Here is a 25,402-nt window from a genome sequence, read left to right as displayed (position 1 = left end):
CTGGAGTTCACGGAACGGACCCGGGGCGTTCCCCCGCGGTCCGTACGGTGCGGTGCTGTGCAGAACAGCCCTGACGATCGCGACGACGCCCACGACCACGCCGGAGACCGCAGCAAGCGCATCCCGGTCTCCCGCCGGGGCTTCCTGGTCGGGTCCGGACTCGCCGGTGCCGCCGGTCTCGTGGCCTCGAACGGCTTCGGCGGCGCCCCGGCCGTCGCCGATGCGCTGACCGTGGCACCCGCTGTGGCCCCGGCGGCGCTGGGCGGATCGACCGAGGCCGCTCAGGCGGCGGTGGCGCGCGGGCACACCGGACGGTGGCGCCCGGACACGACCTCGCCACGCTTCACCGTCGCCGTGATGCCGGACACGCAGTACATGTTCGACGGCGCCGCGGTCGACCAGGCACCGATGCGCGCGTCGCTCGAGTACGTCGTCCGCGAGCAGGCCCGGCACAACACGGTGTTCCTCGTCCACCTCGGCGACCTGACGCAGAACGGTGCGGCGTCCGAGATGCGTGCGTCCGGCGCGGTCTTCGACGTGCTCGACCGTGCCGGTGCGCCCTACAGCGTGCTCGCCGGAAACCACGACGTCGACTCGTCGACCGACGACCAGCGTGGCCGAACCCCGTACCTCGACGTGTTCGGCCCGCAGCGGTTCCGGAGGGCCCCGGGCTGGATCGGTTCGAGCCCGGACGGCTACAACACCGCTCACCGGTTCACCGCGGCCGGCCGCGAGTGGGTCGTCCTGGCGCTCGACTGGCGGACGAGCGCGAGCGGGCTCGCCTGGGCCAGCTCCGTGCTCGCGGCCCGGCCGCACGCCCCGGTCATCCTCACGACGCACGCGCTCGTCGACTCGGACGCCAGCGGTGGAGCGGCGTTCGACCCCTACGGCCAGCAGCTCTGGGACTCCTTCATCTCGAAGCACGACCAGGTGTTCCTGACGCTCAACGGGCACTACTGGGGGCCGGGCCGCACGACGGCGAAGAACGCCGTCGGGCACGACGTCGCCCTGCACCTGACCAACTACCAGAACCGCTACTACGGCGGGGCGGCCATGATCCGGCTGTACCACGTCGACCTCGAGCGGAACGTCATCGACGTCGAGACACTGTCGCCGTTCCTGCTCGCCGGTGGGCTCGGCGAGACGAACGAGCTCGCGGCCCAGGAGACCGCCCTCAGCGGAGACGTCGACCGCTTCACCATGGCGGTGGACTTCGACGCACGCTTCGCGGGGTTCGCGCCGGTCGCACCACGGGCCTCCCGGCCGGCGGCACGCATGCTGGTGCCGGGGACGCTGGCGTACTGGCGGTTCGACGGCAACCCGGACGGGGCGGCGCTCGCGCCGACGACGCGGGTGCGCGACCAGAGCGGGCGGGGGAACGACCTGGTGGTCGCTCGGCGGACCGGTGCCGTCGCGGGGGCGCTGCGCTGGACGGCGGCGCACCATCCCGACCAGCCGGGCGCCGGCGGCCTCGCGCTGCAGGGCGGCAAGACCGGCGGGGACCACCTGCAGACCGTCGACGCGGCTCCGCTCAACCGGACCCGGTTCCCCCACGGCTACACGGTCGAGGCGTTCTTCGCGCTGCCGACCACGTTCGACCCGAGCGCGAACGGTTTCAGCGCCCTGCTGTCGCAGTACTCGAGCGCCGGCCAGGTGGGGAAGGCGACCGGAGCCGACGGTGACCCGGACGAACCCGCCGTGACCCTGAGCCTGTCGGGGGACCGCGAACTGCAGTGGTGCGTGTACCCGGCGAGCCAGGACGGATCACTGACGAACTGGGGGCACGAGTTGCCGCTCGGGGCCTGGTGGCACGTGGCCGTGGTGAACGACGGGAGCCACACCGTGCTGTACGTCGACGGGTGCCCGGTCGTGCGGAACCCGTCCACCCCGAACCGAGGTCTGAGCACGCTCGGCAAGCCGTGGCTGCTCGGTGGCTACCGCTACGGCGGCAAGCTCGACAACGTGTTCGTCGGGTCGATCGGCGACGTGCGCATCGTCGGCCGGGCGCTGCAGCCGAACGAGTTCATGAACGCCTGACGCCCCGCCGGTAGACGGGCGTCTGACACGCCCGGCCGTTCGGCGCGCCCCTCGTCCGGGTGGCACGATCGCGCTTTGTGAGGTTAGCCTTACCTAACGTGACACCTCCCATCGAACTCCTGACCACCGCCACCGCCGAGCGCTACCGCTCCGCCGTGACGTCCACGGTGGACCGTCTGGCGGACCGCTTCGCCGCCGCCGACCGTCCGACGACCGACACCGCTCCCGAGGTCCTCCGGGCCCGGGTGCAGGACGTCGACCTCGACGCCGAACCCCTCGGGACGGACCGCGCGCTCGCCGAACTCGACGAGCTGTTCGTCCGCGAGGCCGTCTGGTTCCACGACCCGGCGTACCTCGCACACCTGAACTGCCCGGTCGCGCTGCCCGCGGTCGCCGCCGAGTCGGTCCTGGCCGCCGTGAACCCGTCGGTGGACACCTGGGACCAGTCCCGGATCGGCACCGAGATCGAGCGGCACGTCGTCGCCTGGCTCGCCGGTCGGATCGGGTTCGCCGCGGGTGACGGCATCTTCACCTCGGGCGGCTCGCAGTCGAACCTGCAGGCCCTGCTGCTGGCGCGCGAGGCCCTGGGCGCCGGTGGCACCGTGTTCACGACCGCGGAGACCCACTTCAGCATCGCGAAGTCGGCGCGGCTGCTCGGGCTCGAGGCCGTCGTCGCCGTCGCCACCGACCACGCCGGCCGGATGGTGCCCGCCGCCCTCGCCGAGGCGATCGCCGCCGCCCGCGCATCCGGGCAGACGCCGATGGCCGTCGTCGCCACCGCCGGCACCACCGACCGCGGGGTGATCGACCCGCTCGAGCCGATCGCGGACGTCTGTGATCTCGAGGGAGTCTGGCTGCACGTCGACGCCGCGTACGGCTGCGGGCTGCTCGTGTCCCCGACCCGTCGGCACCTGCTCGACGGCGTCGAACGGGCCCGGAGCGTGACCGCCGACCTGCACAAGTCGTTCTTCCAGCCGGTGTCGTCGAGCGCCCTGCTCGTGCAGCGCCCGGAGGACCTGCGCCGCACCGCCTGGTACGCCGACTACCTGAACCCCGAGGACGCCGCCGAGCCGAACCAGGTCGACAAGTCGCTGCAGACCACACGCCGGTTCGACGCCCTGAAGCTCTGGGCCACCCTGCGGGCGACCGGGGCGGATGCCATCGGGGCCGCGTTCGACGCCGTCATCGACCTCGCCGTGGCCACCCACCGGATCGTCGAGGAGCACCCCGACCTGGTGCTCGTCGCGCCGACGCAGCTCAGCACGGTGCTGTTCCGCTGGCAGCCCGCCGGCATGACGGACGAGGCCGCCGACGCGCTGGTCGCCCCGATCCGCTCGGCCCTGCTCGCCGAGGGCCGGGTGCTGATCGCCAAGACGGTCATCGACGGCCGGCCGTGCAACAAGCTCACGCTGCTCAACCCCGAGACCACCCCGGAGCAGATGCGCGCGTCACTGGAGCACGTCGTCGCGACGGCCGCCCGGGTGCGCGCAGCCATCACCGAGACCGAGGGAGCGAACCGATGACCGCCGACCGCACCGCTGCCGACCCCACCGTGCACGACGTCGTCGGCATCGGCATCGGCCCGTTCAACCTCGGCCTCGCCTGCCTGACCGACCCGATCGCCGACGTCGACGCGGTGTTCCTCGACGCCGCCGACGGCTTCGCCTGGCACCACGGCATGATGCTCGACGACGCCACGATCCAGGTGCCGTTCCTCGCCGACCTGGTGACGATGGCCGACCCGACCTCGCCGTTCTCGTTCCTCGCCTGGCTCAAGGAGACCGGGCGCCTGTACCCGTTCTACATCCGCGAGGACTTCCACCCCCTGCGCAGCGAGTACGACGCCTACTGCCGCTGGGCCGCCGACCGGCTCGACACCCTGCGGTGGGGCCGCCGGGTGACCGCCGTCGAGCACGACCCGGTCACCGACACGTTCACGGTGCACGCCGAGACCGATCAGGGTCCCGAGACGTACCGCGCACACCACGTCGTCGTGGGCATCGGCACCGAGCCGTCCGTCCCCGCCCCGCTGCGCGGGATCGGCGGACCGGCCGTCCACTCCGCCGATTTCCTGCCGAACCGCGACGCCCTGCGCGACGCCGGATCCATCGCCGTCGTCGGCAGCGGGCAGTCCGCCGCCGAGGTCTACCGCGAACTGCTCGAGGACATCCGGCAGGACGGCTACCGCCTCGACTGGATCACACGCTCGCCCCGGTTCTTCCCGATGGAGGACACCAAGCTCACCCTCGAGATGACGAGCCCGGAGTACACGGACCACTTCCACGGGCTGCCCGAAGCCGTCCGCGACCGCCTGGGGCGGGAACAGCGTGGCCTGTACAAGGGCATCAGCGCCGACCTGGTCGACGACCTGTACGACCAGCTCTACCGGATCAGCGCGCGCGGCCCGGTCCCGACGACGCTCCGGACCGAGACGAGCGTCGTCGACGCCGCCTGGCTCGCCGACCGTGGCACGTACCGGCTGACGCTCCGCCACGAGCAGCTCGACCAGACGTACGAGCACGAGGTCGAGCAGCTGGTGCTGGCCACCGGGTACACCCCGCGGGTCCCGCGGTTCCTCGACCCGGTCGAGCACCTCGTCGCCCGCGACTCCCGCGGTCGCCTGGCGGTCGCCCGCGACCACCACGTCGACACCCTGGGCGGGCGCATCTGGGTACAGAACGCCGAGGAGCACACGCACGGCCTGACCGCGCCCGACCTCGGCATGGGTGCGTGGCGGAACGCATCGATCATCCGGTCCGTCACGGGTCGCCCCGTGTACGGCCTGGAGGCCCGGATCGCCTTCCAGGAGTTCGGCCTGCCCGCCTCGGAGCCGTCCACCGCCCACCCCGGCGCCGCGGAGCGCGCGCCGGCCCGGCGCACGTCCGAGCGGGCGGAGGTGTCCGCATGAGCGCCGTCGTCGACAGCACCGGTGTGACGGGCGCCCGTGCGGTGGGCGCCGGTGTGGTGGGCACTGCGACGGTCGACGCGCACGGGGCGACCGCGCCCGGGGGAGCCGAGCCGGGCCTCCTGACCGTCGAGCCCGTGGACCCGGAACGCGACGCCGCCGTCGTGCAGTCGTGGCTCGCCCACCCGGCGTCGTCGTGGTGGGAGATGGGCGACCTCGACGTGGACGGGGTGCGCGCCTACCTGGTCGGCGTGCAGGCGGACCCCGCACAGGCAGCGTGGCTCGGCCGCCGGAACGGCGAACCGTGCTTCCTGGCGGAGACCTACGACCCCTCCGCCGTCCTGCTCACCGACGTGTGGGCGGCCGAACCCGGCGACGTCGGCATGCACCTGCTCGTCGCGCCGGTGCCCACCGAGGGTCGTGTCCACGGCCTGACCAGCGCGGTGATGCGTACCGTCGTCGAGCACTGCCGGGACGCCCTCGGCGCGCGCCGGGTCGTCGTCGAACCCGACGTGCGGAACACCGCCGTGCAGGCGAAGAACGCCGAGGTCGGGTTCCGCGCCCTGCGACAGGTGGACGTCGACGGCAAGCGGGCCCTGCTGTCGGTGCTCGACACCGACCGGATCGGCGTCCCCGACGACGACGGGCCAGCCGCACACCTGCGGCCCGAGCACCTGGAACCCGCCGAACGGCACCTCGTCGCGAAGACGATCGCTGAGTTCACCCACGAACGGCTGATCGCACCCGTGCCGGACGGGGACGGGTGGCGGCTCGACGCGGGGGAGTCGACCTACCGGTTCCGGGCGCGGCAGCACGTGCTCGAGCACTGGTCGATGGACGAGGCCTCGCTGACGCGGACCCGTGCGGGGGTGCCGGCGCCGCTCAGCGCGCAGGAGCTCGTGCTCGAGCTGCGCGCGGTGCTCGGGATCCCCGACGAGTTGCTCGGCACGTACCTGGAGGAGATCGCGTCGACGCTGGCGAGTGCCGCGGCGAAGCACCGGCGGGGCGGACCGTCGGCCGGGCAGCTGGCACGGGGGCGGGGCGGGGCCGGGTCGGCCGGGGCTGCCGGTTCGACCGGATCGGCCGGTTCGGCCGGTTCGGCCGGGTCCGTCGAGGACGTCGTCGCGTCGTTCCAGGACGTCGAGGCGGCGATGACCGAGGGGCACCCGGCGTTCGTCGCCGCCAACGGCCGGATCGGGTTCGGGCTCGACGAGTACCGGGCGTTCGCGCCGGAGTCCGGCGGCCGGTTCCGGTACCGGTGGCTCGCCGCCCGACGCGAGCACACGCACCTGGCGCTCGCCGCCGACCGGACCGAGCAGGCGCACTGGGAGGCAGAGCTGTCACCGGCGGTCGTGGCCGGGTTCCGTGCCACGCTGGAGCGTCGCGGGCTCGACCCCGACGACTACGTGTGGCTGCCCGTGCACCCGTGGCAGTGGCAGCACCGGATCGCCGTGACCTTCGCGCCCGACCTGGGCCGACAGGACCTGGTCGACCTGGGCGAGGGACCCGACGAGTACCAGCCGCAGCAGTCCATCCGCACCGCGTTCAACCGCACCGAGCCGGCACGCTCGTACGTGAAGACGGCGCTCGCCGTGCAGAACATGGGGTTCCTGCGGGGGATGTCACCCGCGTACATGCGGAACACCCCGGCCGTGAACGACTGGGTCGAGTCGATCGTCTCCGCCGACCCCACGCTCGCCGCCGTCGGGTTCTCGGTGCTCCGGGAGCACGCCGCAATCGGCTACACGGGGGACGCCTACCACCGGGTCGACGTGTCCTCGCCGCAGCGCAAGATGCTCGCGGCCCTGTGGCGGGAGAGCCCGCTGCCGCGGGTGACGGACGGCGAGCGGCTGCTGACGATGGCGGCGCTGCTGCACCGGGACGCCGCGGGGAACGCCGTGGTCTCGGCGCTGATCGAGGCCTCTGGTCTGCCCGCCGACGTCTGGGTCCGGCGCTGGCTCGAGGCCTACCTGCTGCCCGTCGTGCACTGCCTGACCGTGCACGACCTGGTGTTCATGCCGCACGGCGAGAACCTGGTGCTCGTCGTGCGCGACGGCGTCGTGGTCCGTGCCGTGATGAAGGACATCGGCGAGGAGGCCGCGGTGCTCGGTCGGCACGACGACCGCCCGGTCCCCGCCGACATCGACCGGATCGTGCACCCGGTGTCCGACGACGAGGCCGCGCTCGCGGTCTTCACCGACGTGTTCGACGGGGTGCTCCGGTTCGTCGCCGCGATCCTCGACGACGACGCGGTGCTGCCGGAGTCCCGCTTCTGGCAGGTCGTGGGGGAGTGCATCGACGCCCACGCCGCCGCGCACCCGGACCGCCGTCGTCCCCTGGACCTGCGGGTGCCGACGTTCGAGCACTCGTGCCTGAACCGGTTGCAGCTGCGGAACACCCTGTCGATGGTGGACCTGGCGGACCAGTCGGCGTCGCTCATCCGGGCGGGGGCGATGGCGAACCCGATCGGGCGCTAGAGGGGCGGGGGCTCTCGGTGCGGGAGCCGCGCCGACTACGGCTGCAGGCGGGTGGCCGTCCAGGTCCCCTCGGCGAGTGCGTACTGCAGTCGTCGGTGCATCCGGTCGCGGCTGCCGTGCCAGAACTCCACGATGTCGGGCTCGAGACGCCAGGCAACCCACCGTGCAGGCCGGGGGACGTCGTCGCCGGAGTCGTCGAGCAGGTCGTTCGCGTCGTCGATCAGGTCCTGCAGGGTCCGCGGCTCGAGCACGGCCGACTGGTCCGCGATGGCCGTCGCGGCGCGTGACTTCGGGGAGCGGTCCGCGAACAGGGCGTCGGACTCGGCGTCCGACAGCCGGACGACGTGGCCCTCGAACCGGAGCTGCTGCATCGTCTCGCGCCAGTACGCCTGCAGGGCTGCGTGCGGGTTCTCGGCGAGCTGCCGCCCCTTCGGGCTGTCCTCCGACGTGCCGAAGACCAGTCCGTCCGCCTCGATGCGCTTCACGTCGACGGTGCGAGCGGACACACGGCCGTCGGCCCCGGCCGTGGCGAGGGTCATCGACAACGGCTCGGAGACCTGTCGGTCCTGCGCCGCGGACAGCCAGTCGCGAGCGAGGTCGAGCGGAGACGCCGGCGGGCTGTCGAACTCGGGCAGGTGCAGGGAGTCGTCACCGGAGAGCGGGGCAGAGGACATGTACCCACCCAACCGTGCCCGAGGGCTCGGTGTTCGAAAAGGGGTCGTCCGCCGGGGTCGACCTCGGCCTCGTCAGGGCGTCGCGGACGGCAGCGTCCGGGTGATGCGGAGGTGTCCGACCGCACTGACGAGGACGCTCCAGACGGATCCGTCCGCCAGGCCCGAGAACGTGACGGTTCGGCCCTGGTCGTCGTCGCTGCCGGTCGGGACACGTCCGTGATCCGGCCAGAACATGACGGACAGCGCCTCGTCCGGGATCAGCGCGAGTCGGCGGAGGTGCTCCCAGAGCGCGGCCACCTGGTCCTGACGCGTGGACGTCTCGAGTCCGCTCGGGCGGAACTCCGTCGGTGGCAGATCGTCCACGCGGGTGTCGTGCACCACCTCGAACGGCGCTCCGGGACGCTCGACGTACCGCCTGCGGAACACCCGGATGCCGATCGTGCCGTTCGGTTCGACCGCGACGTCGATGAGGTCGGCCCACCGGGTGTCCTCGTCGTCCCACCCCACCGCTCGGGTGATCCGGTGCGTGCTCGGCTGGCGCCTGCCGGTCAGTACCGTGCCGGCGAGCACTTCCACTTCCGCCCACTCGGCCGGAGTCAGGGCGTCACCGAGCGTCGCCCGCACGGCGGTCCACCGTTGCGGTGCCGACCACGAGGCCGGCTGCGCGCGACCGAGGAGGCGATCGATCAGGGAGGGCCGTCCGTCGATGGAGCGGGTCGGAGCAAGCGTGGTCGAGGTGGCGATCGTCTCGGTGTCGTCGACGGCCTCTGGTCGCGCGACCAGCGGCTTCACTCCGACGAACGCCCGCTGTGCCTCCACCGTGCCGAGGCGTTCGTCGGCCGGGGCGAACACGTCGACCAGGTCGTCGAGGCGTGGACGACGACCGCGGCGGTGTCGGTACGCACGCAGGCCACCACCCTGCTGGCGTGCCATCCCGCTCGGCCACACGTCGACGCGAGCCCCCTGCACGCCCAGGAGCCACCCGTCGCGGTCGAGTGCCGCGCGCACCAGACTCAGCGCCTCGAAGGCGTCGTCGGCCGTGGCCGAGTGCTCGACGCCCAGCAGCGACACGGTCACGGTGGAGTGCGCCTGGCGGTCTGGGTTCGTCAGGTCCATCTCCACCGTGACGGTCGCCGGGGCGCTGGTGCCGTTCCGGTACGCGATCCGGTCGTACGTCGTCATCGCCGTCCGCCGTGTCCACGTGTCACGGCGTCGGGACCTGCACCGACACGAGCTCGGTGAAGCGGAGCTGCTGCATCGTCTCGCGCCAGGACGCCTGCAGGGCCGCGTGCGGGTCGTCGAACTCGGGCAGGTGCAGGGAGTCGTCACCGGAGAGCGGGGCAGAGGACATGCACCCACCCAACCGTGCGCCGGCGGTCAGCGCTCGGGGAGTCCGGCGTGACGCACCGAGCTGGGTCACGTGACGTGTCGCCCGGCGGTCCGCCGCATCGCGCGCAGCAGCAGCGGACCCGGCAGCCGCAGCAGCGCGCTCGGCACCAGCGCCCGCACCCCGGCCACCACCCGGACGGTGTGCCGGAAACGCCGTTCCTCCCGCGGCCCCCACGCGAAGCCGTACGCCGTGCGCACCCGTTCCGGCAGCATCCCCACGGTCACGATGCGGACGAGGGGCATCGCCGCCCGCACCCACAGCGGCGCGAACCGCGGGTGCAGCAGGTCGCGGACGACCCCGCGGGCGTCGTCGGTGACCTCGAGCCCCTCCAGCGTCCGCTGCCAGTACCGGTCGAACGCCGCCACCGAGGTCGGCCAACGCTCCGGCGGCACCCGCAGCGCGGTCGCGATCGGGGCGTAGGCGGCGAGGACCTGCTCGGCGCGGGCCGCGGAGACGCGTGTGCCGAACAGGTCGTGCGCCCGCCGGGCGGAGTCGAACAGGGTGGCGGCCACCCAGAGTTGCCGGTCGACGTCGTCGGCGCCGGCGACGGGCCGGTGCGCACGGTTGACGAAGCCGGCCGCGGTCGCCGAGTCGGTCTCCGTGCCGATGACCACGGCGTAGACGAACATCAGGGTGTGGGCGAGCCGCTGCTGGGGTCGCCGGGCGAAGTCCGAGTGCCGTCGGACACCGGCCGCGACGACCGGGTCGGCGATCTGCAGCAGGATGGCGCGGCCGCCCGCGGCCACGGGGGTGCTGTCGGCGAGGAACCGACGCAGGTGACGGTCGTGGACGCGCCCAGCAGGCGGACGGGAGGCGCGGTGCGGGTCGTGTGTCGCGCCTCCAGGCCGTGGGGTGGTCACGCCGCACCCCGTCGGCGTCGCGCCCGCAGGACGGGCCACAGGTCCACGGCGATCGCGGCCAGGAGCGCGACGGCGCCGACGACCAGGGCGACCAGTGCACACGAGGCATCGACGGGTGCGTCACCGGTCAGGGCGAGGAGCGTCGCGACGAGCCAGATCGCGGGGAGCGGCCAGAGACGGGTCGGTGATCCGGTGACGACCGCACCGACGACGCCGACGACGAGGAGCGGGACCCAGCGGCCACCGGGCTCCGAGCGGGCGGCGAGGTGCGCTGAGGCGGCGACCAGGAGCATCGCCGCGACCGCCAGCAGCCGCGCTGCCGAGGGCATGCTGCGGACGCTGGCACGGACTCGTCGGAACACGGCCCGATGCTACCGAGCCGTGTTCCGGGGGAGCCTGATCAGCTCAGAGCGGCTTCGTGCCGAGGTCGTTGCCGAGGTCGGCGCGGTCCTCGTCCTGCTCGTTCTCGTGCTCCCACAGGTCGGGCGAGCCCTCGCGCGGGGAGCCGCCGGTCGGACCGTCGTCGGAGCCGTCACCGGGCTGCGGCTCGACCGTCTCGCCGGCGACCGCGTCGTTCGTCACCGTCTCCAGGGACTCCTCGGCCTCGTCCACCTCGTACGGGCCGACGTGCTCACGGTCGATGTCGTCGTCGCGACGCTGCTGGGACTCGAAGTCGTCGACGGGGCTGATGCCGGGGTCGCTCATGGTGGTTCCTTTCCGTTGCGGGCTTCCTGCCTACCCGCCGGCGCTTGGCGGCCGTCCGGTTTCGTGTCGTGTTCACCCGGGCGTCACCTGCCGGTCACACCGCCACGGCAGCATCGCCGATGCTCGGGGGAGTGGAGCGCGGTCGCCGACGGGTGGTCGAGCGACCGCGCCTTCCCCGCCCGGGTGGTCCGGGCCGGTGCGCTTCGTCCGCGATGCGTCCTGGTTTCGGTCAGACGCGTTCGAGCAGGTCGCGTTGCTCGACGTCGGCGAGTGCGAGGGTGCGGTAGCCGGCGGACTCGAAGAACACCGTGATGCGGTCCTCTTCCGTGCTCATCACCACGCCCGTGCCCCACTCGGCGTGCTCGACGCGCGCATCCGGCGGCCACGCTTCGTCGTTCGCACCGTCGGCGACGTGGGCGGAGGCCTCGCGTGCCGTGCCGGACGAGCAGGTGTCGCAGTTCCCGCACGGCTCCGGCAGCTCGTCGCCGAAGTAGCCGAGCAGGAACTGGCGGCGGCACCCCGTCGTCTCGGCGAGCTGGCGCATCATCGCGATGCGGGACTCCTCGACCCGCTCCCGTTCGGCGGCACGGTCAGCTGTCGCACGTGCCGCACGGTCGGCGTCCTGCGGGCCGTCCGGCACCCGGGAGACACCGTCGACGTCGTCACGCAGCGCACCGGCGTCGAGCAGGGCGTTGAGCGCTCGACCGGCGGTGCGGGCCGACAGGCCAGCGGCCTCCACCAGTGCGGAGCGGGTGATCGAGCCGGTCGCCGGGACGGCGTCGAACACGGCCCGGACCGAGGCGGGTCGCGGCGAGCCGGACGCGAAGAACGTGCGCAGGCCGAAGTCCTCGGCGCGGTAGTGCAGGGTGGCGCCGGCCGGTTCGGCATCCCGCCCGGCCCGCCCGATCTCCTGGTAGTAGGCGTCGATCGACTCGGGGACGTCGGCGTGCACGACGTACCGGACGTCGGGCTTGTCGATGCCCATGCCGAAGGCACTCGTCGCGACCACCACGTCGACGTCGCCGTCCAGGAACCCGGTGTGCACGGCCTCGCGCTCCGCCACCCGCATGCCGGCGTGGTACGGCTGCGCGCGGCGACCGCGGGCGGCGAGGGCGTCGGCGTACTCCGTGGTCGCGGCGCGGGTGGCGACGTAGACGACCGTGGGTCCGTCGAGCTCGGCGACCTGGTCGACCACGGCCTGGCGCTTCTCGGCGTCCTGGGCGTGCCGGACCACCTCGAGCCGGATGCCGGGACGGTCGAACCCCGAGGCGAGCACGAACGGGTCGCGCATGCCGAGCCGCTCGACGATGTCGTCCCGCACCGGAGCGGAACCCGTCGCGGTCAGGGCGAGCACCGGCGGGCGGCCCAGGCGCTCCGCGACCTCGCCGAGCGCCAGGTAGTCCGGTCGGAAGTCGTGACCCCACGACGAGATGCAGTGCGCCTCGTCGACGGCGACCAGCGCGACCCCGGCATCGCGGAGTCGCTCGAGCACGTCGTCCTTCACCAGCTGTTCGGGGGCGAGGAACACGTAGCCGACCTCGCCCGCGGCGACGGCGTCCCACGCATCGGCGACGTCCCGTGCCTTCTTCGTGGCGTTCAGGGCGACGGCTCGGGGCGCGTCGGGATGGTGCTCGAGCCCGACCACCTGGTCCTCCTGCAGCGCCACGAGCGGGGAGACGACCACGACGAGGCCGTCCAGTCCGAGGCCGGCGACCTGGTAGATCGCGGACTTCCCCGATCCGGTGGGCATGACCGCCAGGGCGTCACGGCCCTCGAGCACGGCGTCGATGACGGACTCCTGGTCGGGGCGGAGCGTCCAGCCGAAGACCTCGGTGGCGCGGGTACGGAGTTCGGGTTGCACCGATCCACATTGCCGAGCGGGAGCTCGGACCCGTCCCAGCGGTGCGCGCAGCGGCTCATGCGGTTCCGGTGCCCGGTCCCGATCGGCTTGTCCTCGGGTGTGCCCCGACGTGCACCGGCCGTCCACCGAGCAGCGCTAGGCTGCGTGGCGGCCGTTGTCTCGACATCGAGCGACCCTCGATGTGGAGAGCGCGACCGGGAAACCGATGCCGATCGCACGAACCGTGCGGGAAGAAGAACAGCGTGGATCTTTTCGAGTATCAGGCCAGGGACCTCTTCGAGTCCTACGGCGTCCCCGTGTTGCAGGGGATCATCGCCGACACCCCCGAGCAGGCGAAGGCGGCGGCCGAGAAGATCGGTGGCGTCGTGGTCGTCAAGGCGCAGGTGAAGGTCGGCGGTCGCGGCAAGGCCGGCGGCGTGAAGGTCGCGAAGACCCCGGACGAGGCGTTCGAGCACGCGCAGGCCATCCTCGGCCTCGACATCAAGGGCCACACCGTCCAGCGCGTCATGGTCGCCCAGGGTGCGGACATCGCCGAGGAGTTCTACTTCTCCGTGCTGCTCGACCGGGCCAACCGCTCCTACCTCTCGCTCACCAGCGTCGAGGGTGGCATGGAGATCGAGCAGCTCGCCGTCGAGAAGCCCGAGGCGCTCGCCCGGGTCGAGGTCGACCCGCTGACGGGCATCGACAAGGCCGCCGCGCTCGAGATCGCCGCGCAGGCGAACTTCCCGGAGTCGCTCCGCGATCAGGTCGCCGACGTCTTCGTGAAGCTCTACGACGTGTACAAGGGCGAGGACGCGACCCTCGTCGAGGTGAACCCCCTCGTCCGCACCGGCGACGGCCAGATCCTGGCACTCGACGGCAAGGTCTCGCTCGACGAGAACGCCGACTTCCGCCACGAGGGCCACAAGGACCTCGAGGACACCGCGAGCGAGGACCCGCTCGAGGCCAAGGCGAAGGCCCACGGGCTGAACTACGTCAAGCTCGACGGCCAGGTCGGCGTCATCGGCAACGGCGCGGGGCTTGTCATGTCGACGCTCGACGTCGTCGCCTACGCCGGTGAGCGCCACGGCGGCGTGAAGCCCGCCAACTTCCTCGACATCGGCGGCGGCGCCTCGGCCGAGGTCATGGCCAACGGCCTCGACGTCATCCTCGGCGACCCGCAGGTGAAGAGCGTGTTCGTGAACGTCTTCGGCGGCATCACCGCCTGCGACGCCGTCGCGAACGGCATCGTCGCCGCACTCGGCATCCTCGGCGACGCGGCCACCAAGCCGCTCGTCGTGCGCCTCGACGGCAACAACGTGGAAGAGGGTCGTCGGATCCTGGCGGAGGCAGCGCACCCGCTCGTCACCGTCGCCGCGACCATGGACGATGCGGCCGAGAAGGCCGCCGAACTCGCCGCCGCAGCGGCCTGAAGGGACTGACCATGTCGATCTTCCTCAACAAGGACTCCAAGGTCATCGTCCAGGGCATCACCGGTGGCGAGGGCACGAAGCACACCGCCCTGATGCTCAAGGCCGGCACGAACGTCGTCGGCGGCGTGAACGCCCGCAAGGCCGGCACCACCGTCACCCACGGCGACGTGTCGCTGCCGGTCTTCGGTTCGGTGCGCGAGGCCATCGACACCACCGGTGCCGACGTCTCGATCGTCTTCGTCCCGCCGGCCTTCGCGAAGGACGCCGTGACCGAGGCCATCGACGCCGAGATCCCGCTCGTCGTCGTCATCACCGAGGGCATCCCCGTGCAGGACTCGGCCGAGTTCTGGGCGCACGCCAAGGCGAAGGGCGGCACGACCCGGATCATCGGGCCGAACTGCCCCGGCATCATCACCCCGGGGGAGTCCCTCGTCGGCATCACCCCGGCGACGATCACCGGCAAGGGCCCGATCGGGCTCGTCTCGAAGTCCGGCACCCTCACCTACCAGATGATGTACGAGCTCCGGGACCTCGGCTTCTCGACCGCCATCGGCATCGGGGGCGACCCGGTCATCGGCACCACGCACATCGACGCGCTCGCCGCGTTCGAGGCCGACCCCGAGACCGAGGCCATCGCGATGATCGGCGAGATCGGTGGCGACGCGGAAGAGCGTGCCGCCGAGTTCATCAAGGCGCACGTCACCAAGCCGGTCGTCGGCTACGTCGCGGGCTTCACCGCTCCCGAGGGCAAGACGATGGGCCACGCCGGCGCGATCGTGTCCGGTTCGGCCGGTACCGCCGAGGCGAAGAAGCAGGCGCTCGAGGCCGCCGGCGTCAAGGTCGGCAAGACGCCGTCCGAGACCGCCGCGCTGCTGCGCGAGGTCGTCGCCGCTCGCTAGCGGTTCGTCCGTTCTGCACAACACCGGTGTTCGTCGGTTGAACCGCGTCCTGCGCGTGTTCGTCCTGCGAGCACCGGTGTTTTGCGTCGGCAGCCGCGCGGCTCCGGGGCGGCCGCGCGAGGGGCACGTATCCTCGCTGCGATGAACCGCCTGGGAACCGCTCTGCTCGCCGCGATCGAGGCGGTCGTGACGGTCGGCGTCGGCATCGGGATCGCCCTCGTGCCCCTGACGCTGCTCTGGGGGTTCGAGTACGGCCTGCAGGTCGACTGGGACGTGTTCTGGAAGGCCACCGGCAGCGTCTGGCTCGTCGGGCACGGCGTCGACGTCTCGTTCCTGCTCGGGTCCGCACTCGCCAAGAGCACCGGGGTCAGCGGCGCCGCCGACCCCATCCACGTGACCCTCGCCGCCCTCGGGTTCGCGGTCGTGACGGCCTGGCTCGGCGCCCGCGCCGGACGGCGGTTCGCGGAGACCGAGCACCGCACCACCGGGCTGCTGGTCGGGACCGCCGTCGTCGCGCTCCTCGGTCTGGCCGTCGCGCTGTCGTCGACCTCCGCCGCCACCCGCCCCACGCTCTGGCAGGCCGTGGTGCTGCCGGCGCTCTGGTTCGGGATCCCCGCACTCGCCGCCTCCGAGGTCTGCCGTCGTCGCCGTGACCTGCCCGCCGACGCCGGCACCCAGCGGGTCATCGACCTGGTCGACCGCATCCCCGCCGTCTGGCGGTCCGTCGCCGGGTTCGGCCTGCGCGCCGGGACCGCCGCGACCGCCGTGGTCGTCGGCGTGGCCGCGGTGCTCGTCGGCCTGCTCCTCTTCACCTCGTTCGCCGAGGTCATCACCCTGTACGAGCAGTCGCACGCCGGGGTCATCGGCGGCGTCGCGCTCACCGTCGGGCAGCTCGCGTTCCTGCCGGACTTCGTCGGGTGGGCGACCTCGTGGCTGATCGGCCCCGGGTTCGCCATCGGCACCGGGTCGAGCGTGTCCCCGGTCGCCACGACCCTGGGCCCGATCCCCGGTCTGCCGGTCTTCGGCGCCTTGCCGACCTCCGGTCACACCTTCGGGCTCGTCTGGGTCCTCGTGCCGGTCATCGCCGGGTTCGCGATCGGCGGCTCGATGCGACCACGGTTGGTGCGGGCCCTGGGCGCCGCCGACTCCGCGCTGCACCGTGCGCTCGGCGGCGTCGTCGCAGGACTCGTGGCCGGTGTGCTCACGGGACTCATCGCCTGGGTGTCGTCCGGCTCGTTCGGCCCCGGGCGCCTGGCCGACGTCGGCCCGAACGCCCTGGCGGTCGGTGGGTTCGCCGCACTCGAGGTCGGCCTGCCGGCGATCATCGCCCTCGCCGCAGGCAGCGACCTGGTCCGGCTGCCGGAGGGCGGATGGACGCGGGAGCGCTGGACCGAGGCCGACGAACCCGACGATGACCACGACACGGCGCACGCCGGGGTCGACCTCGGTGAGGGTTCCCTGCTCGCGGCGCTCGACCATGCCGGTGCCGGGCGCACCACCGACGTGCACCGCTTCGTGGTCGAGGAGTCCCACGACGGGTCGACCGCTGCGCGGCCCCGCGCGACGACCGAGCACGCGACCGAGCCGGTCAGCAGCGAGCCGATCCGCAGCGAGCCCGCCGATGCGGCACCCGCACGGCCCACCACCGCACCCGCACCCGTCGCACCGCGCGCGGGCGACACCGACCACGACGTCGAGCTCCCCGACTGGGCGAAGACCGACGCGGTGGCCGCCGACCGCCTGGCCGCCGAGCCCGGACCGGAACGCCGCAGCGTCGGACGAGCATCCCTGGGCGGCCTCCGCGACCGCCTGGCCGGCGCGGCCGAGGGTGTCCGGGGGCGAGCCGGTGCACTCCGCGACCGCGTGACCGGCTCCGACGCCGAGCCCCAGCGTCCCGGCTCCGAGCGGCCCGCAGCGCCCGCCCCGGCAGCTGCACCCACCCCGGTGCCCACCGACGCCCAGCCCGCGTTCCCGTGGAGCACCGAGGAGTTCGTCGCCGGCCGGGACGACGTGGACGAGACGGCCGAGGCGGACCGCGTGGACGTCGCGCCGGACACCCGTGGGCCCGCCTCGAGGCCGGCGGAGCAGTCCCGCCCGACGAAGTGGGACGTCACCGACCAGATCCCCGAGGACGAACTTCCCTGGTGGCGTCAGCCGAAGGACGACCGGTAACAGCGCCCGTCGAGTGCGTGCCTGCCGGTAGGGTTGGTGCCGTGCTCGAACTGGTCGTCCTGATCTCCGGTACCGGGTCGAACCTCCGAGCCCTGCTCGAAGCGACCTTCGACGCCGAGTACCCCGCCCGTGTCGTCGCCATCGGTGCCGACCGTGACGCCGAGGGCCTCGGCCTGGGCGAGGAGTTCTCGATCCCGACCTTCACGGTGCCGTTCACCCGCTACGACTCGCGCGCCGAGTGGGGCCAGGCCCTGGCGGAGCAGATCCGCCCGTGGTCGCCCGACCTGCTCGTGCTCTCCGGCCTGATGCGCCTGCTGCCCCCGGCCGTGGTGTCCGAGTTCGCCCCGGGGATCATCAACACCCACCCGGCGTACCTGCCCGAGTTCCCCGGCGCCCACGGCGTACGGGATGCCCTGACCGCCGGGGTCACCGAGACCGGCGCGAGCGTCATCGCGGTCGACGACGGCGTCGACACGGGGCCGATCCTCGCCCAGGAGCGCATCCCGGTGCTGCCGGGCGACACCGAGTCGACGCTGCACGACCGCATCAAGCCGGTCGAGCGCCGCCTGCTCATCCAGACCATCCTCGACATCGCCAACGGCACCACCGACCTGAAGGGCACCCCGAGCGCATGAGCGTGCACGCAGCCGACCCCAGCCTCTACCGCGACCGAGACGTGGTCCCGGTCCGCCGTGCACTGATCTCGGTGAGCGACAAGTCCGGCCTGCTCGAGCTCGCCGGCGCCCTGGCCGACTCCGGGGTCGAGATCGTGTCGACCGGCTCCACCGCGCAGACCATCCGTGACGCCGGCTACGCCGTCACCGACGTCGCGAGCGTCACCGGGTTCCCCGAGTCGCTCGACGGCCGGGTGAAGACCCTGCACCCGTCGGTGCACGCCGGCCTGCTCGCCGACCTGCGGCTCGAGTCGCACGAGCAGCAGCTCGCCGACCTCGACATCGCGCCGTTCGAGCTCGTCGTCGTGAACCTGTACCCGTTCGTCGAGACCGTGGCGTCGGGTGCCGACACCGCGACCGTGGTCGAGAACGTCGACATCGGCGGCCCCGCGATGGTCCGCGCCTCGGCGAAGAACCACCCGAACGTGGCGATCGTCGTGTCCCCGGCGTCCTACCCCGAGGTCGTCGAGGCCGTCCGTGCCGGCGGCACCACGCTCGAGCTCCGGAAGCGCCTCGCGGCCCAGGCCTTCGCGCACACCGCCGCCTACGACACCGCGGTGGCGTCCTACTTCGCGAGCGACGTCGTCACCGCCGCTGCGGCCCCGACGACCGCCGGCGACATCCGGACCCCGGGTGCGTTCGACGAGCACCTTTCGTTCGAAGCCGAGTTGTCCGCGACCCTGCGCTACGGCGAGAACGCCCACCAGGCCGCGGCGCTCTACACGACGTCGGACGGCACCGGCATCGCACAGGCGACGCAGCTGCACGGCAAGGAGATGTCGTACAACAACTACGTCGACGCCGACGCAGCGGTCCGTGCGGCCTTCGACTTCGACGAGCCCGCCGTCGCGATCATCAAGCACGCCAACCCGTGCGGCATCGCGATCGCCCCGGCCGACTCCGCCGACCCGATCGCCTCGGCCCACGCCGCCGCGCACGCCTGCGACCCGCTCTCGGCGTTCGGCGGGGTCATCGCCGCGAACCGCCCGGTCACCGTGGCCATGGCCGAGACCGTGAAGGACATCTTCACCGAGGTCGTCGTCGCCCCCGGGTTCGACCCCGAGGCGCTCGAGATCCTGTCGCGCAAGAAGAACATCCGTCTGCTCACGCTGCCCGCCGACTTCGCGCTCGCCGACCGCGAGGTCAAGCAGATCTCCGGCGGGTTCCTGGTGCAGGACGCCGACCGCTTCACGGGCTTCGACCAGGCCACCTGGACCCTCGTCGCCGGCGAGCCCGCCGACGAGCAGACCCTCGCCGACCTGGCCTTCGCATGGCGTGCGAGCCGTTCGGTGAAGTCGAACGCCATCCTGCTGGCGAACCAGGGCGCGAGCGTCGGTGTCGGCATGGGCCAGGTCAACCGGGTCGACTCCTGCCACCTCGCGGTGAACCGGGCCGGTGACCGCGCGACCGGCAGCGTGGCGGCGTCGGACGCGTTCTTCCCGTTCGCCGATGGCCTGCAGGTGCTGCTCGACGCCGGTGTCCGTGCGGTGGCGCAGCCCGGCGGCAGTGTCCGCGACGACGAGGTCATCGCCGCGGCGAAGGCCGCCGGCGTCACGATGTACTTCACGAGCGAGCGCCACTTCTTCCACTGATGTGAACAAATGGTGGCGAACCATTGCGCGCCGTGAGTCACTGTGAATAGTCTGTAAGGCTCCGCGGCAGGCAGCCGACGATCCCTCGGGACCGGCGGCACCGCGGACACAACGGTGACGAAGACGACGACTGGAGTGACGATGGACAACATGACCGGAACCGTGGCGACGGCCGCCCGTGCAGGTCTCGTGTCCGTCGTGGGGACCACTCCCGCACGGCGATCCCTGATCGCTCCGCGGCACCGCGCCGCGGCCGCCGTCTAGTCGGGCCGTTCCCACGGCCCCGCGGCGCAGCACCACCGGCGTCCGCGAACCACCCGCCTGAACCCGAGGGACGACGCTCCCTCGGTGCCTCCGGCCCGACCGACGTCACGCGAGTGACGGCGGAGACGCGACCACGCGCCCGGCCGATGATCACCACGCAACGCCACACCGAGCCTCCAGGCCGAAGCCGCGCGACGCGAGCAAGCAGCAAGCAAGCAAGCAAGCAGCAAGCAAGCAAGCAAGCAAGCAGCAGCAAGCAGCAAGCACGCACCGCGCAGCGCGACCCGGGGACCCGGCAGACGCATGAGGACGCAACGCATGTCCAAGTCGCCCACCACGGCGCGCCCGTCCACCTTCCGCGCGATCGCGCGGATCTACCCCTACGTGAAGCCCTACCAGGGGCGCCTCATCGGCGGCATGGCCGCAGCGATGGGAGCCTCCCTGGTGGCGCTCGCAATCCCCTACGTGCTGCAGTGGCTCGTCGACGGTCCGCTGTCGTCGCGCGACTCCGCACAGATCTGGCCCGCCGGGCTCGGGGTGCTCGCCCTCGGCGTGCTCGAGGCGTTCTTCATCGCCTCGCGCCGCCGGCTGGTGATGCGCCCCTCGACCCGCATCGAGACCAGCATGCGCAACTCGCTCTACGCGAAGCTGCAGGACCTGCCGGTCGCGTTCCACGACCGCTGGGAGTCCGGGCAGCTGCTGTCCCGTTCCGTGTCGGACCTGTCGCTGATCCGGCGCTGGCTGGCCTTCGGGGTCGTCCTGCTCGTCGTGAACATCGTGACGATCGTCGTCGGCTTCGTCGTGCTGTTCACCTTCGGGTGGATCCTCGGGCTCATCTTCCTGATCGCGTCGATCCCGCTGTGGATCAACGGCCTGCTGTTCGAGCGCCGGTACTCCGCCGTCGCACGCCGCAGCCAGGACCAGGTCGGTGACCTCGCCACGAGCGTCGAGCAGTCGGTGCACGGCATCCGCGTGCTCAAGGCGTTCGGTCGCGGCGGCGCGAAGCTCGAGGAGTTCAGCGAGCAGGCCGAGGCGCTGCGCGGCACCGAGATCAAGAAGGCGAAGGCCATCGCGGGCATCTGGCTGTGGCTGCTGCTCGTGCCCGACGTCGCGTTCGCCCTGTGCCTGCTCGCCGGCATCTGGCTCGCGTCGCAGGGGCAGCTCAGCGTCGGTCAGCTGTTCGCGTTCTTCGCGACGGCGACGGTGCTGCGGTTCCCGATCGAGTCGATCGGCTTCCTGCTCTCGATGACGTTCGACACCCGCACGGCGGTCGACCGCTTCTTCGAGGTCATGGACTCCGAGAACACCATCACGGACCCGGAGCACCCGAAGACGATCGCCGAGCCGCACGGTGCCCTGTCGTTCAACGGCGTGCACTTCCGGTACCAGGACTCCGCGCCGCAGTACCCGGACCTGATCAACGGCGTCGAACTGCAGCTGCAGCCGGGCGAGACCATGGCGCTCGTCGGCCTCACCGGCTGCGGCAAGACGACGCTGCTCTCGCTCGTGCCGCGTCTGTACGACGTGACCGGCGGTTCGGTGACGATCGACGGGGTCGACATCCGCGACCTCACCCGCGAGGAACTGCGTCGGCACGTCGGCGTCGCCTTCGAGGACGCCACCCTGTTCTCGTCGACCGTGCGTGAGAACGTGCTGCTCGGTCGACCGGACGTGCAGGGTGCCGAGGCTGAGGCGCTCATGCGCGAGGCGCTCGACATCGCGCAGGCGTCCTTCGTGGACGACCTGCCCGACGGCGTCGACACCCGGGTCGGGGAAGAGGGGCTGTCGCTGTCCGGTGGCCAGCGCCAGCGCCTTGCACTCGCCCGAGCGATCGCCGCGCGGCCGTCGGTGCTCGTGCTCGACGACCCGCTGTCGGCGCTCGACGTCGACACCGAGGCGCGGGTGGAGGCGGGCCTGCGTCGCGTGCTCGCCGACACCACGTCGCTCATCGTGGCGCACCGTCCGTCGACGGTGACGCTCGCCGACCGGGTCGCCCTGATGGAGAACGGCGTCGTCACGGCCGTCGGGACCCACCACGACCTGATGGCCACCAACGAGCACTACCGCTACGTCATCTCGTCGCTCGACGACGACGACGCGACCGCACGACAGGAGGCGATGGCATGAGCCAGCAAGAGAAGAACCTGCCGCTCGACACGTCGGCCGGGCCGGGAGGCGCGGATCCCGTCGTCGACGACATCGCCGACGCGCAGTCTGCCGCGCCCGTCACCGCCTCGATCACCACCATGGGCGTGCGCGGCGAGGAGCGTGAGGACTTCACGAAGGCCGAGAGCAAGCGCCTGCGGCGCCGGTCCCTCGCCCTGCTCGGGTCCCTCGCCGCACCGCTGAAGCTCCGGCTGGTGCTGCTCGGCATCGTGGTCGTGGTCTCGACCGCCGGCACCGTCGCGGGTCCGGCGCTCATCGCGTGGGGCATCGACAACGCCCTGCCCGCGGTGATGGACCAGAACGACTGGGTGCCGGCGTTCGGCGTCGTCGCGACGTACATCGTCGTGGCCGTCCTCGGTGCGGTGCTCACGGCCTGGTACACGGTGCTCGCGGCACGGATCAGCCAGGCGATCCTGTTCGACCTGCGCAAGCGGGTGTTCCTGCACACGCAGCGGCTCTCGCTCGAGTTCCACGAGACCTACACGTCGGGCCGGATCATCTCGCGCCAGACGAGTGACCTCGACTCGATCCGCGAGCTGCTCGACTCCGGACTGAACCAGCTCATCCAGGGCGTGCTGTACATGGCGTTCACCGCCGTGGCCCTGGTGCTGCTCGACCCGACGTCCGGGCTCGTGCTGGCGGTGTCGCTCGTGCCGCTCTGGTTCCTGATCCGCTGGTTCCAGACGAACTCGCAGACGCTGTTCCGCTCGACCCGTGTCACCTCGGCGCGCGTCATCGTGCACTTCGTCGAGACGATGACGGGCATCCGCGCGGTGCAGGCGTTCCGCAAGGAGTCCCGCAACCGTGACGAGTACGGCGGCTACGTCGAGGACTACCGGGTGGCGAACACGAAGGTGTTCAACCTGTTCGGGACCTTCGACCCGGTGCTCGTGCTCATCGGCAACGCGACGCTCGCCGCGGTCGTCATCGTCGGTGGTTTCCGGATCGTCGGCGGGACGCTCGAGGTCGGTGCGCTGCTCGCGGTCGCGCTGTACGCCAAGCGCTTCTTCGACCCGGCGCAGGAACTCGCGATGTTCTACAACGGGTACCAGTCGGCCTCGGCGGCGATGGAGAAGATCTCCGGTGTCCTCGAGGAACGGCCGAGCGTGCCGGACCCCGTGAAGCCCACCCGTCTGGCGGACGCCACCGGGAAGATGGACTTCGACGAGGTCGTCTTCGCCTACAACAAGGGCAAGGTCGTGCTGCCGGAGTTCGACCTGCACATCCCGTCGGGGCAGACCATCGCCCTCGTCGGGTCCACCGGTGCCGGCAAGTCGACGCTCGCCAAGCTCATGGCGCGCTTCTACGACCCGACCCAGGGCTCGGTGAAGCTCGACGGCGTGGACCTGCGCGACCTCGACACGAAGGACATGCGCCGCGCGATCGTCATGGTCACGCAGGAGGCGTACCTGTTCTCCGGCACCGTCGCGGACAACATCGCGCTCGGCAAGCCCGGTGCGTCGCGTGAGGAGATCGAGGCGAGCGCCAAGGCCGTCGGCGCGCACGAGTTCATCATGGCGCTGCCCGACGGGTACGACACCGACGTGAACAAGCGCGGCGGTCGTGTCTCGGCGGGTCAGCGGCAGCTGCTCTCGTTCGCGCGGGCGTTCATCGCGGACCCCAAGGTGCTCATCCTCGACGAGGCCACGGCGTCGCTCGACATCCCCTCGGAGCGACTCGTGCAAGAGGGTCTCGAGACCCTGCTCGCCGACCGCACCGCGGTGATCATCGCGCACCGGCTGTCCACCGTCGCGATCGCCCACCGGGTGCTCGTGATGGAACACGGCCGGATCGTCGAGGACGGCACCCCCGCCGACCTCATCGCCGGCACCGGGCGGTTCGCCGAGCTGCACGCGGCCTGGCGCGACTCGCTCGTCTAGGCCCCGATCGGGCTGCACCACGTGGTTGGCTTGCTCCATGAGCAACGACAGCGTGGTGCAGCCCGGCGGCGTCGCCCTGCACGACCCCTTCTACGGTGCCCCCTTCACCGAGGCCGTCCGACGGTTCTGGCGGAAGTACACCGTGTTCACCGGACGGGCATCGCGCGCCGAGTTCTGGTGGTGGTGGCTGACGTCGTTCGCGATCGGGCTCGTGCTGCAGCTCGTGCCACAGGTGTTCACGCCGGACACCCCGGCGCTCGAGAACCCCGTCGGCTCGTACCTGTTCATGCTGTGGGTGCTCGCGACGCTCATCGGGTCGCTTGCGCTCGGCGCACGACGGCTGCACGACGCGAACCTGTCCGGCTTCTGGCAGTTCCTGCACGTGCTGCCGGGCCTCGGCTCGCTCATCGTGTACGTGCTGTGCCTGCTGCCCGCGAACCCGAAGGGTGCGCGCTTCGACCGCTGACGAAACACGCGGAGTGGATACCGGCGGGCCGATCTACGCGGGCGGGGATCAGAACGGGTCGTCCGCGTCCGTGGCTGGTGACCAGCGCGCACGACGCATGTCGAGCCTCCAGACCGACGTCCCCTGCACGAGCGGCGTCCCCTCGACGCGGTAGTGCTCGAGTGCCCGGGCCTCGTGGTGGACCGGCGGGTGCCCACCCGCGCGCACCACTCGCCACCACGGCAGGTCGGCGCCCTCGTGCGCCATCACCTTGCCGACGGCACGCGACGCCCGCGACCCGAGGGCGGCGGCGACGTCGCCGTACGTCATGACGTGGCCCGGCGGGATCATCCGCACCACCTCGGCGACGGCCGCGCCGAAGTCGCCGCCCGCGTCTTCGAAGGGCACGGAGTCGGACGGCACGGCGTCGGATGCCACGTCGTCGGAGGGCACGTCGTCGGGCGTGCTAGAGCGTCAGGACCGCGAAGTGGTCGCCGTACTGGGTCTCGCGAACGACCTCGAAGCCCACGGCGCGGAAGAACGCCTCGGGGCTGTCGTCGCCGCCCGGCTCGTACACGACCGTCAGTCGCTCGAACCCACGGCTGCGTGCCTCGTCCGCCAGGCCGTGCACGGCGAAGCGACCGACGCCCCGGCCCTGTGCGCTCGCCGCCACGTTGACGCGCCAGATGCAGCTGCGCAGCTCTTCCTGCGCGTTGTCGGCGTCGAACGAACCGATGATCAGGCCGAGGACCTCGTCGTCGTCGAGGACGACACGGGTCCACGCGGAGCTCGGCTTGACGTCGGACTCGGCGACCCCGTAGGTGGTCGGCTGCACGAACTGTTCCTGGCCCGGCTTGAGCGTCAGGGAGTTGGCCGCGGCAGCGGTCTTCGCGGAGAGTTCTTCCAGGCGCAGGTCGGACATGCGGCCAGGCTAACGGTGCAGACCCTGCGGAAGCCAGAGACCGGGGCAGACCGAGACCGCACCGTTG

General features: G+C 72.0%; 21 protein-coding genes. 12 read left to right on the top strand and 9 right to left on the bottom strand.

The genetic code is table 11. The features are described from left to right. The first annotated feature begins 57 nt into the window (after positions 1–57). From BR70_RS0114765 to BR70_RS0114750, 4 genes are all read left to right on the top strand, one after another. Positions 58–2,037: a LamG-like jellyroll fold domain-containing protein gene (locus BR70_RS0114765; protein WP_027466685.1), complete on the top strand. Its 1,980-nt coding sequence runs from the start codon at positions 58–60 to the stop codon at positions 2,035–2,037. A 98-nt stretch (positions 2,038–2,135) separates the two neighbouring features. Further along, positions 2,136–3,560, top strand: coding sequence for a pyridoxal phosphate-dependent decarboxylase family protein (locus BR70_RS0114760; RefSeq protein ID WP_027466684.1), 1,425 nt, complete (start codon positions 2,136–2,138; stop codon positions 3,558–3,560). Then, positions 3,557–4,945 carry a lysine N(6)-hydroxylase/L-ornithine N(5)-oxygenase family protein gene (locus tag BR70_RS0114755; protein ID WP_027466683.1) on the top strand — a complete coding sequence of 463 codons (1,389 nt, stop codon included), beginning with the start codon at positions 3,557–3,559 and terminating at the stop codon, positions 4,943–4,945. The genes BR70_RS0114760 and BR70_RS0114755 overlap by 4 nt, the downstream gene beginning before the upstream one ends. Next, on the top strand, positions 4,942–7,419 hold the full coding sequence (locus BR70_RS0114750) for a GNAT family N-acetyltransferase (RefSeq protein ID WP_231495712.1): 2,478 nt from the start codon (positions 4,942–4,944) through the stop codon (positions 7,417–7,419). Before BR70_RS0114755 ends, BR70_RS0114750 begins: the two co-directional genes overlap by 4 nt. 35 nt (positions 7,420–7,454) lie before the next feature. Here the strand turns inward: BR70_RS0114750 and BR70_RS0114745 are convergent, their stop codons facing one another. From BR70_RS0114745 to BR70_RS0114715, 7 genes are all read right to left on the bottom strand, one after another. Then, positions 7,455–8,093 carry a pyridoxal 5'-phosphate synthase gene (locus tag BR70_RS0114745; protein WP_027466681.1) on the bottom strand — a complete coding sequence of 213 codons (639 nt, stop codon included), beginning with the start codon at positions 8,091–8,093 and terminating at the stop codon, positions 7,455–7,457. A gap of 72 nt (positions 8,094–8,165) precedes the next feature. Further along, positions 8,166–9,275, bottom strand: a complete 1,110-nt coding sequence (locus tag BR70_RS22530; RefSeq protein WP_051596988.1) for a hypothetical protein — start codon at positions 9,273–9,275, stop codon at positions 8,166–8,168. Between the two features lie 22 nt (positions 9,276–9,297). After that, entirely contained in the window at positions 9,298–9,444 is a 147-nt protein-coding gene (locus tag BR70_RS23370; RefSeq protein WP_155896898.1) for a hypothetical protein, read from the bottom strand. A gap of 65 nt (positions 9,445–9,509) precedes the next feature. Continuing rightward, on the bottom strand, positions 9,510–10,343 hold the full coding sequence (locus tag BR70_RS0114730) for an oxygenase MpaB family protein (protein WP_081827410.1): 834 nt from the start codon (positions 10,341–10,343) through the stop codon (positions 9,510–9,512). Continuing rightward, positions 10,340–10,705, bottom strand: a complete 366-nt coding sequence (locus BR70_RS0114725) for a hypothetical protein (RefSeq protein ID WP_027466679.1) — start codon at positions 10,703–10,705, stop codon at positions 10,340–10,342. The genes BR70_RS0114730 and BR70_RS0114725 overlap by 4 nt, the downstream gene beginning before the upstream one ends. A gap of 43 nt (positions 10,706–10,748) precedes the next feature. Beyond that, positions 10,749–11,048, bottom strand: a complete 300-nt coding sequence (locus BR70_RS21195) for a hypothetical protein (protein WP_035809242.1) — start codon at positions 11,046–11,048, stop codon at positions 10,749–10,751. Between the two features lie 229 nt (positions 11,049–11,277). After that, positions 11,278–12,909: a RecQ family ATP-dependent DNA helicase gene (locus tag BR70_RS0114715; RefSeq protein ID WP_027466678.1), complete on the bottom strand. Its 1,632-nt coding sequence runs from the start codon at positions 12,907–12,909 to the stop codon at positions 11,278–11,280. 242 nt (positions 12,910–13,151) lie between these two features. Between BR70_RS0114715 and sucC the strand changes: the two genes are divergently transcribed. The 8 genes from sucC (at position 13,152) to BR70_RS0114670 (ending at position 24,434) form a co-directional block, all read left to right on the top strand. Then, entirely contained in the window at positions 13,152–14,321 is a 1,170-nt protein-coding gene (sucC, locus tag BR70_RS0114710) for an ADP-forming succinate--CoA ligase subunit beta (RefSeq protein ID WP_027466677.1), read from the top strand. Between the two features lie 11 nt (positions 14,322–14,332). Next, positions 14,333–15,220 carry a succinate--CoA ligase subunit alpha gene (gene sucD, locus BR70_RS0114705; RefSeq protein ID WP_027466676.1) on the top strand — a complete coding sequence of 296 codons (888 nt, stop codon included), beginning with the start codon at positions 14,333–14,335 and terminating at the stop codon, positions 15,218–15,220. Positions 15,221–15,361: 141 nt separating this feature from the next. Then, on the top strand, positions 15,362–17,392 hold the full coding sequence (locus tag BR70_RS23645) for a cell division protein PerM (RefSeq protein WP_051596986.1): 2,031 nt from the start codon (positions 15,362–15,364) through the stop codon (positions 17,390–17,392). A 41-nt stretch (positions 17,393–17,433) separates the two neighbouring features. Continuing rightward, on the top strand, positions 17,434–18,027 hold the full coding sequence (gene purN / locus BR70_RS0114695; protein ID WP_027466675.1) for a phosphoribosylglycinamide formyltransferase: 594 nt from the start codon (positions 17,434–17,436) through the stop codon (positions 18,025–18,027). Then, a complete protein-coding gene (purH, locus tag BR70_RS0114690) occupies positions 18,024–19,658 on the top strand; it encodes a bifunctional phosphoribosylaminoimidazolecarboxamide formyltransferase/IMP cyclohydrolase (RefSeq protein WP_027466674.1) in 1,635 nt (544 codons plus the stop codon). The genes purN and purH overlap by 4 nt, the downstream gene beginning before the upstream one ends. Positions 19,659–20,240: 582 nt before the next feature. Beyond that, complete coding sequence (locus tag BR70_RS0114680; RefSeq protein ID WP_027466673.1) at positions 20,241–22,049, top strand: ABC transporter ATP-binding protein; 1,809 nt, start codon at positions 20,241–20,243, stop codon at positions 22,047–22,049. 119 nt (positions 22,050–22,168) lie between these two features. Further along, positions 22,169–23,968, top strand: a complete 1,800-nt coding sequence (locus BR70_RS0114675) for an ABC transporter ATP-binding protein (protein WP_155896942.1) — start codon at positions 22,169–22,171, stop codon at positions 23,966–23,968. Positions 23,969–24,005: 37 nt separating this feature from the next. Further along, positions 24,006–24,434: a DUF805 domain-containing protein gene (locus tag BR70_RS0114670; RefSeq protein WP_027466671.1), complete on the top strand. Its 429-nt coding sequence runs from the start codon at positions 24,006–24,008 to the stop codon at positions 24,432–24,434. A gap of 48 nt (positions 24,435–24,482) precedes the next feature. Here the strand turns inward: BR70_RS0114670 and BR70_RS0114665 are convergent, their stop codons facing one another. Continuing rightward, complete coding sequence (locus BR70_RS0114665; RefSeq protein WP_231495711.1) at positions 24,483–24,866, bottom strand: MGMT family protein; 384 nt, start codon at positions 24,864–24,866, stop codon at positions 24,483–24,485. Positions 24,867–24,879: 13 nt separating this feature from the next. Continuing rightward, entirely contained in the window at positions 24,880–25,335 is a 456-nt protein-coding gene (locus BR70_RS0114660; protein WP_027466669.1) for a GNAT family N-acetyltransferase, read from the bottom strand. Between the last annotated feature and the right edge of the window lie 67 nt (positions 25,336–25,402).

The organism is Curtobacterium sp. UNCCL17 (assembly GCF_000686685.1).
Classification (GTDB): domain Bacteria; phylum Actinomycetota; class Actinomycetes; order Actinomycetales; family Microbacteriaceae; genus Curtobacterium; species Curtobacterium flaccumfaciens.
Note: the sequence above shows the minus strand (reverse complement) of the source record. Positions and strands in the feature narration are given on the sequence as shown.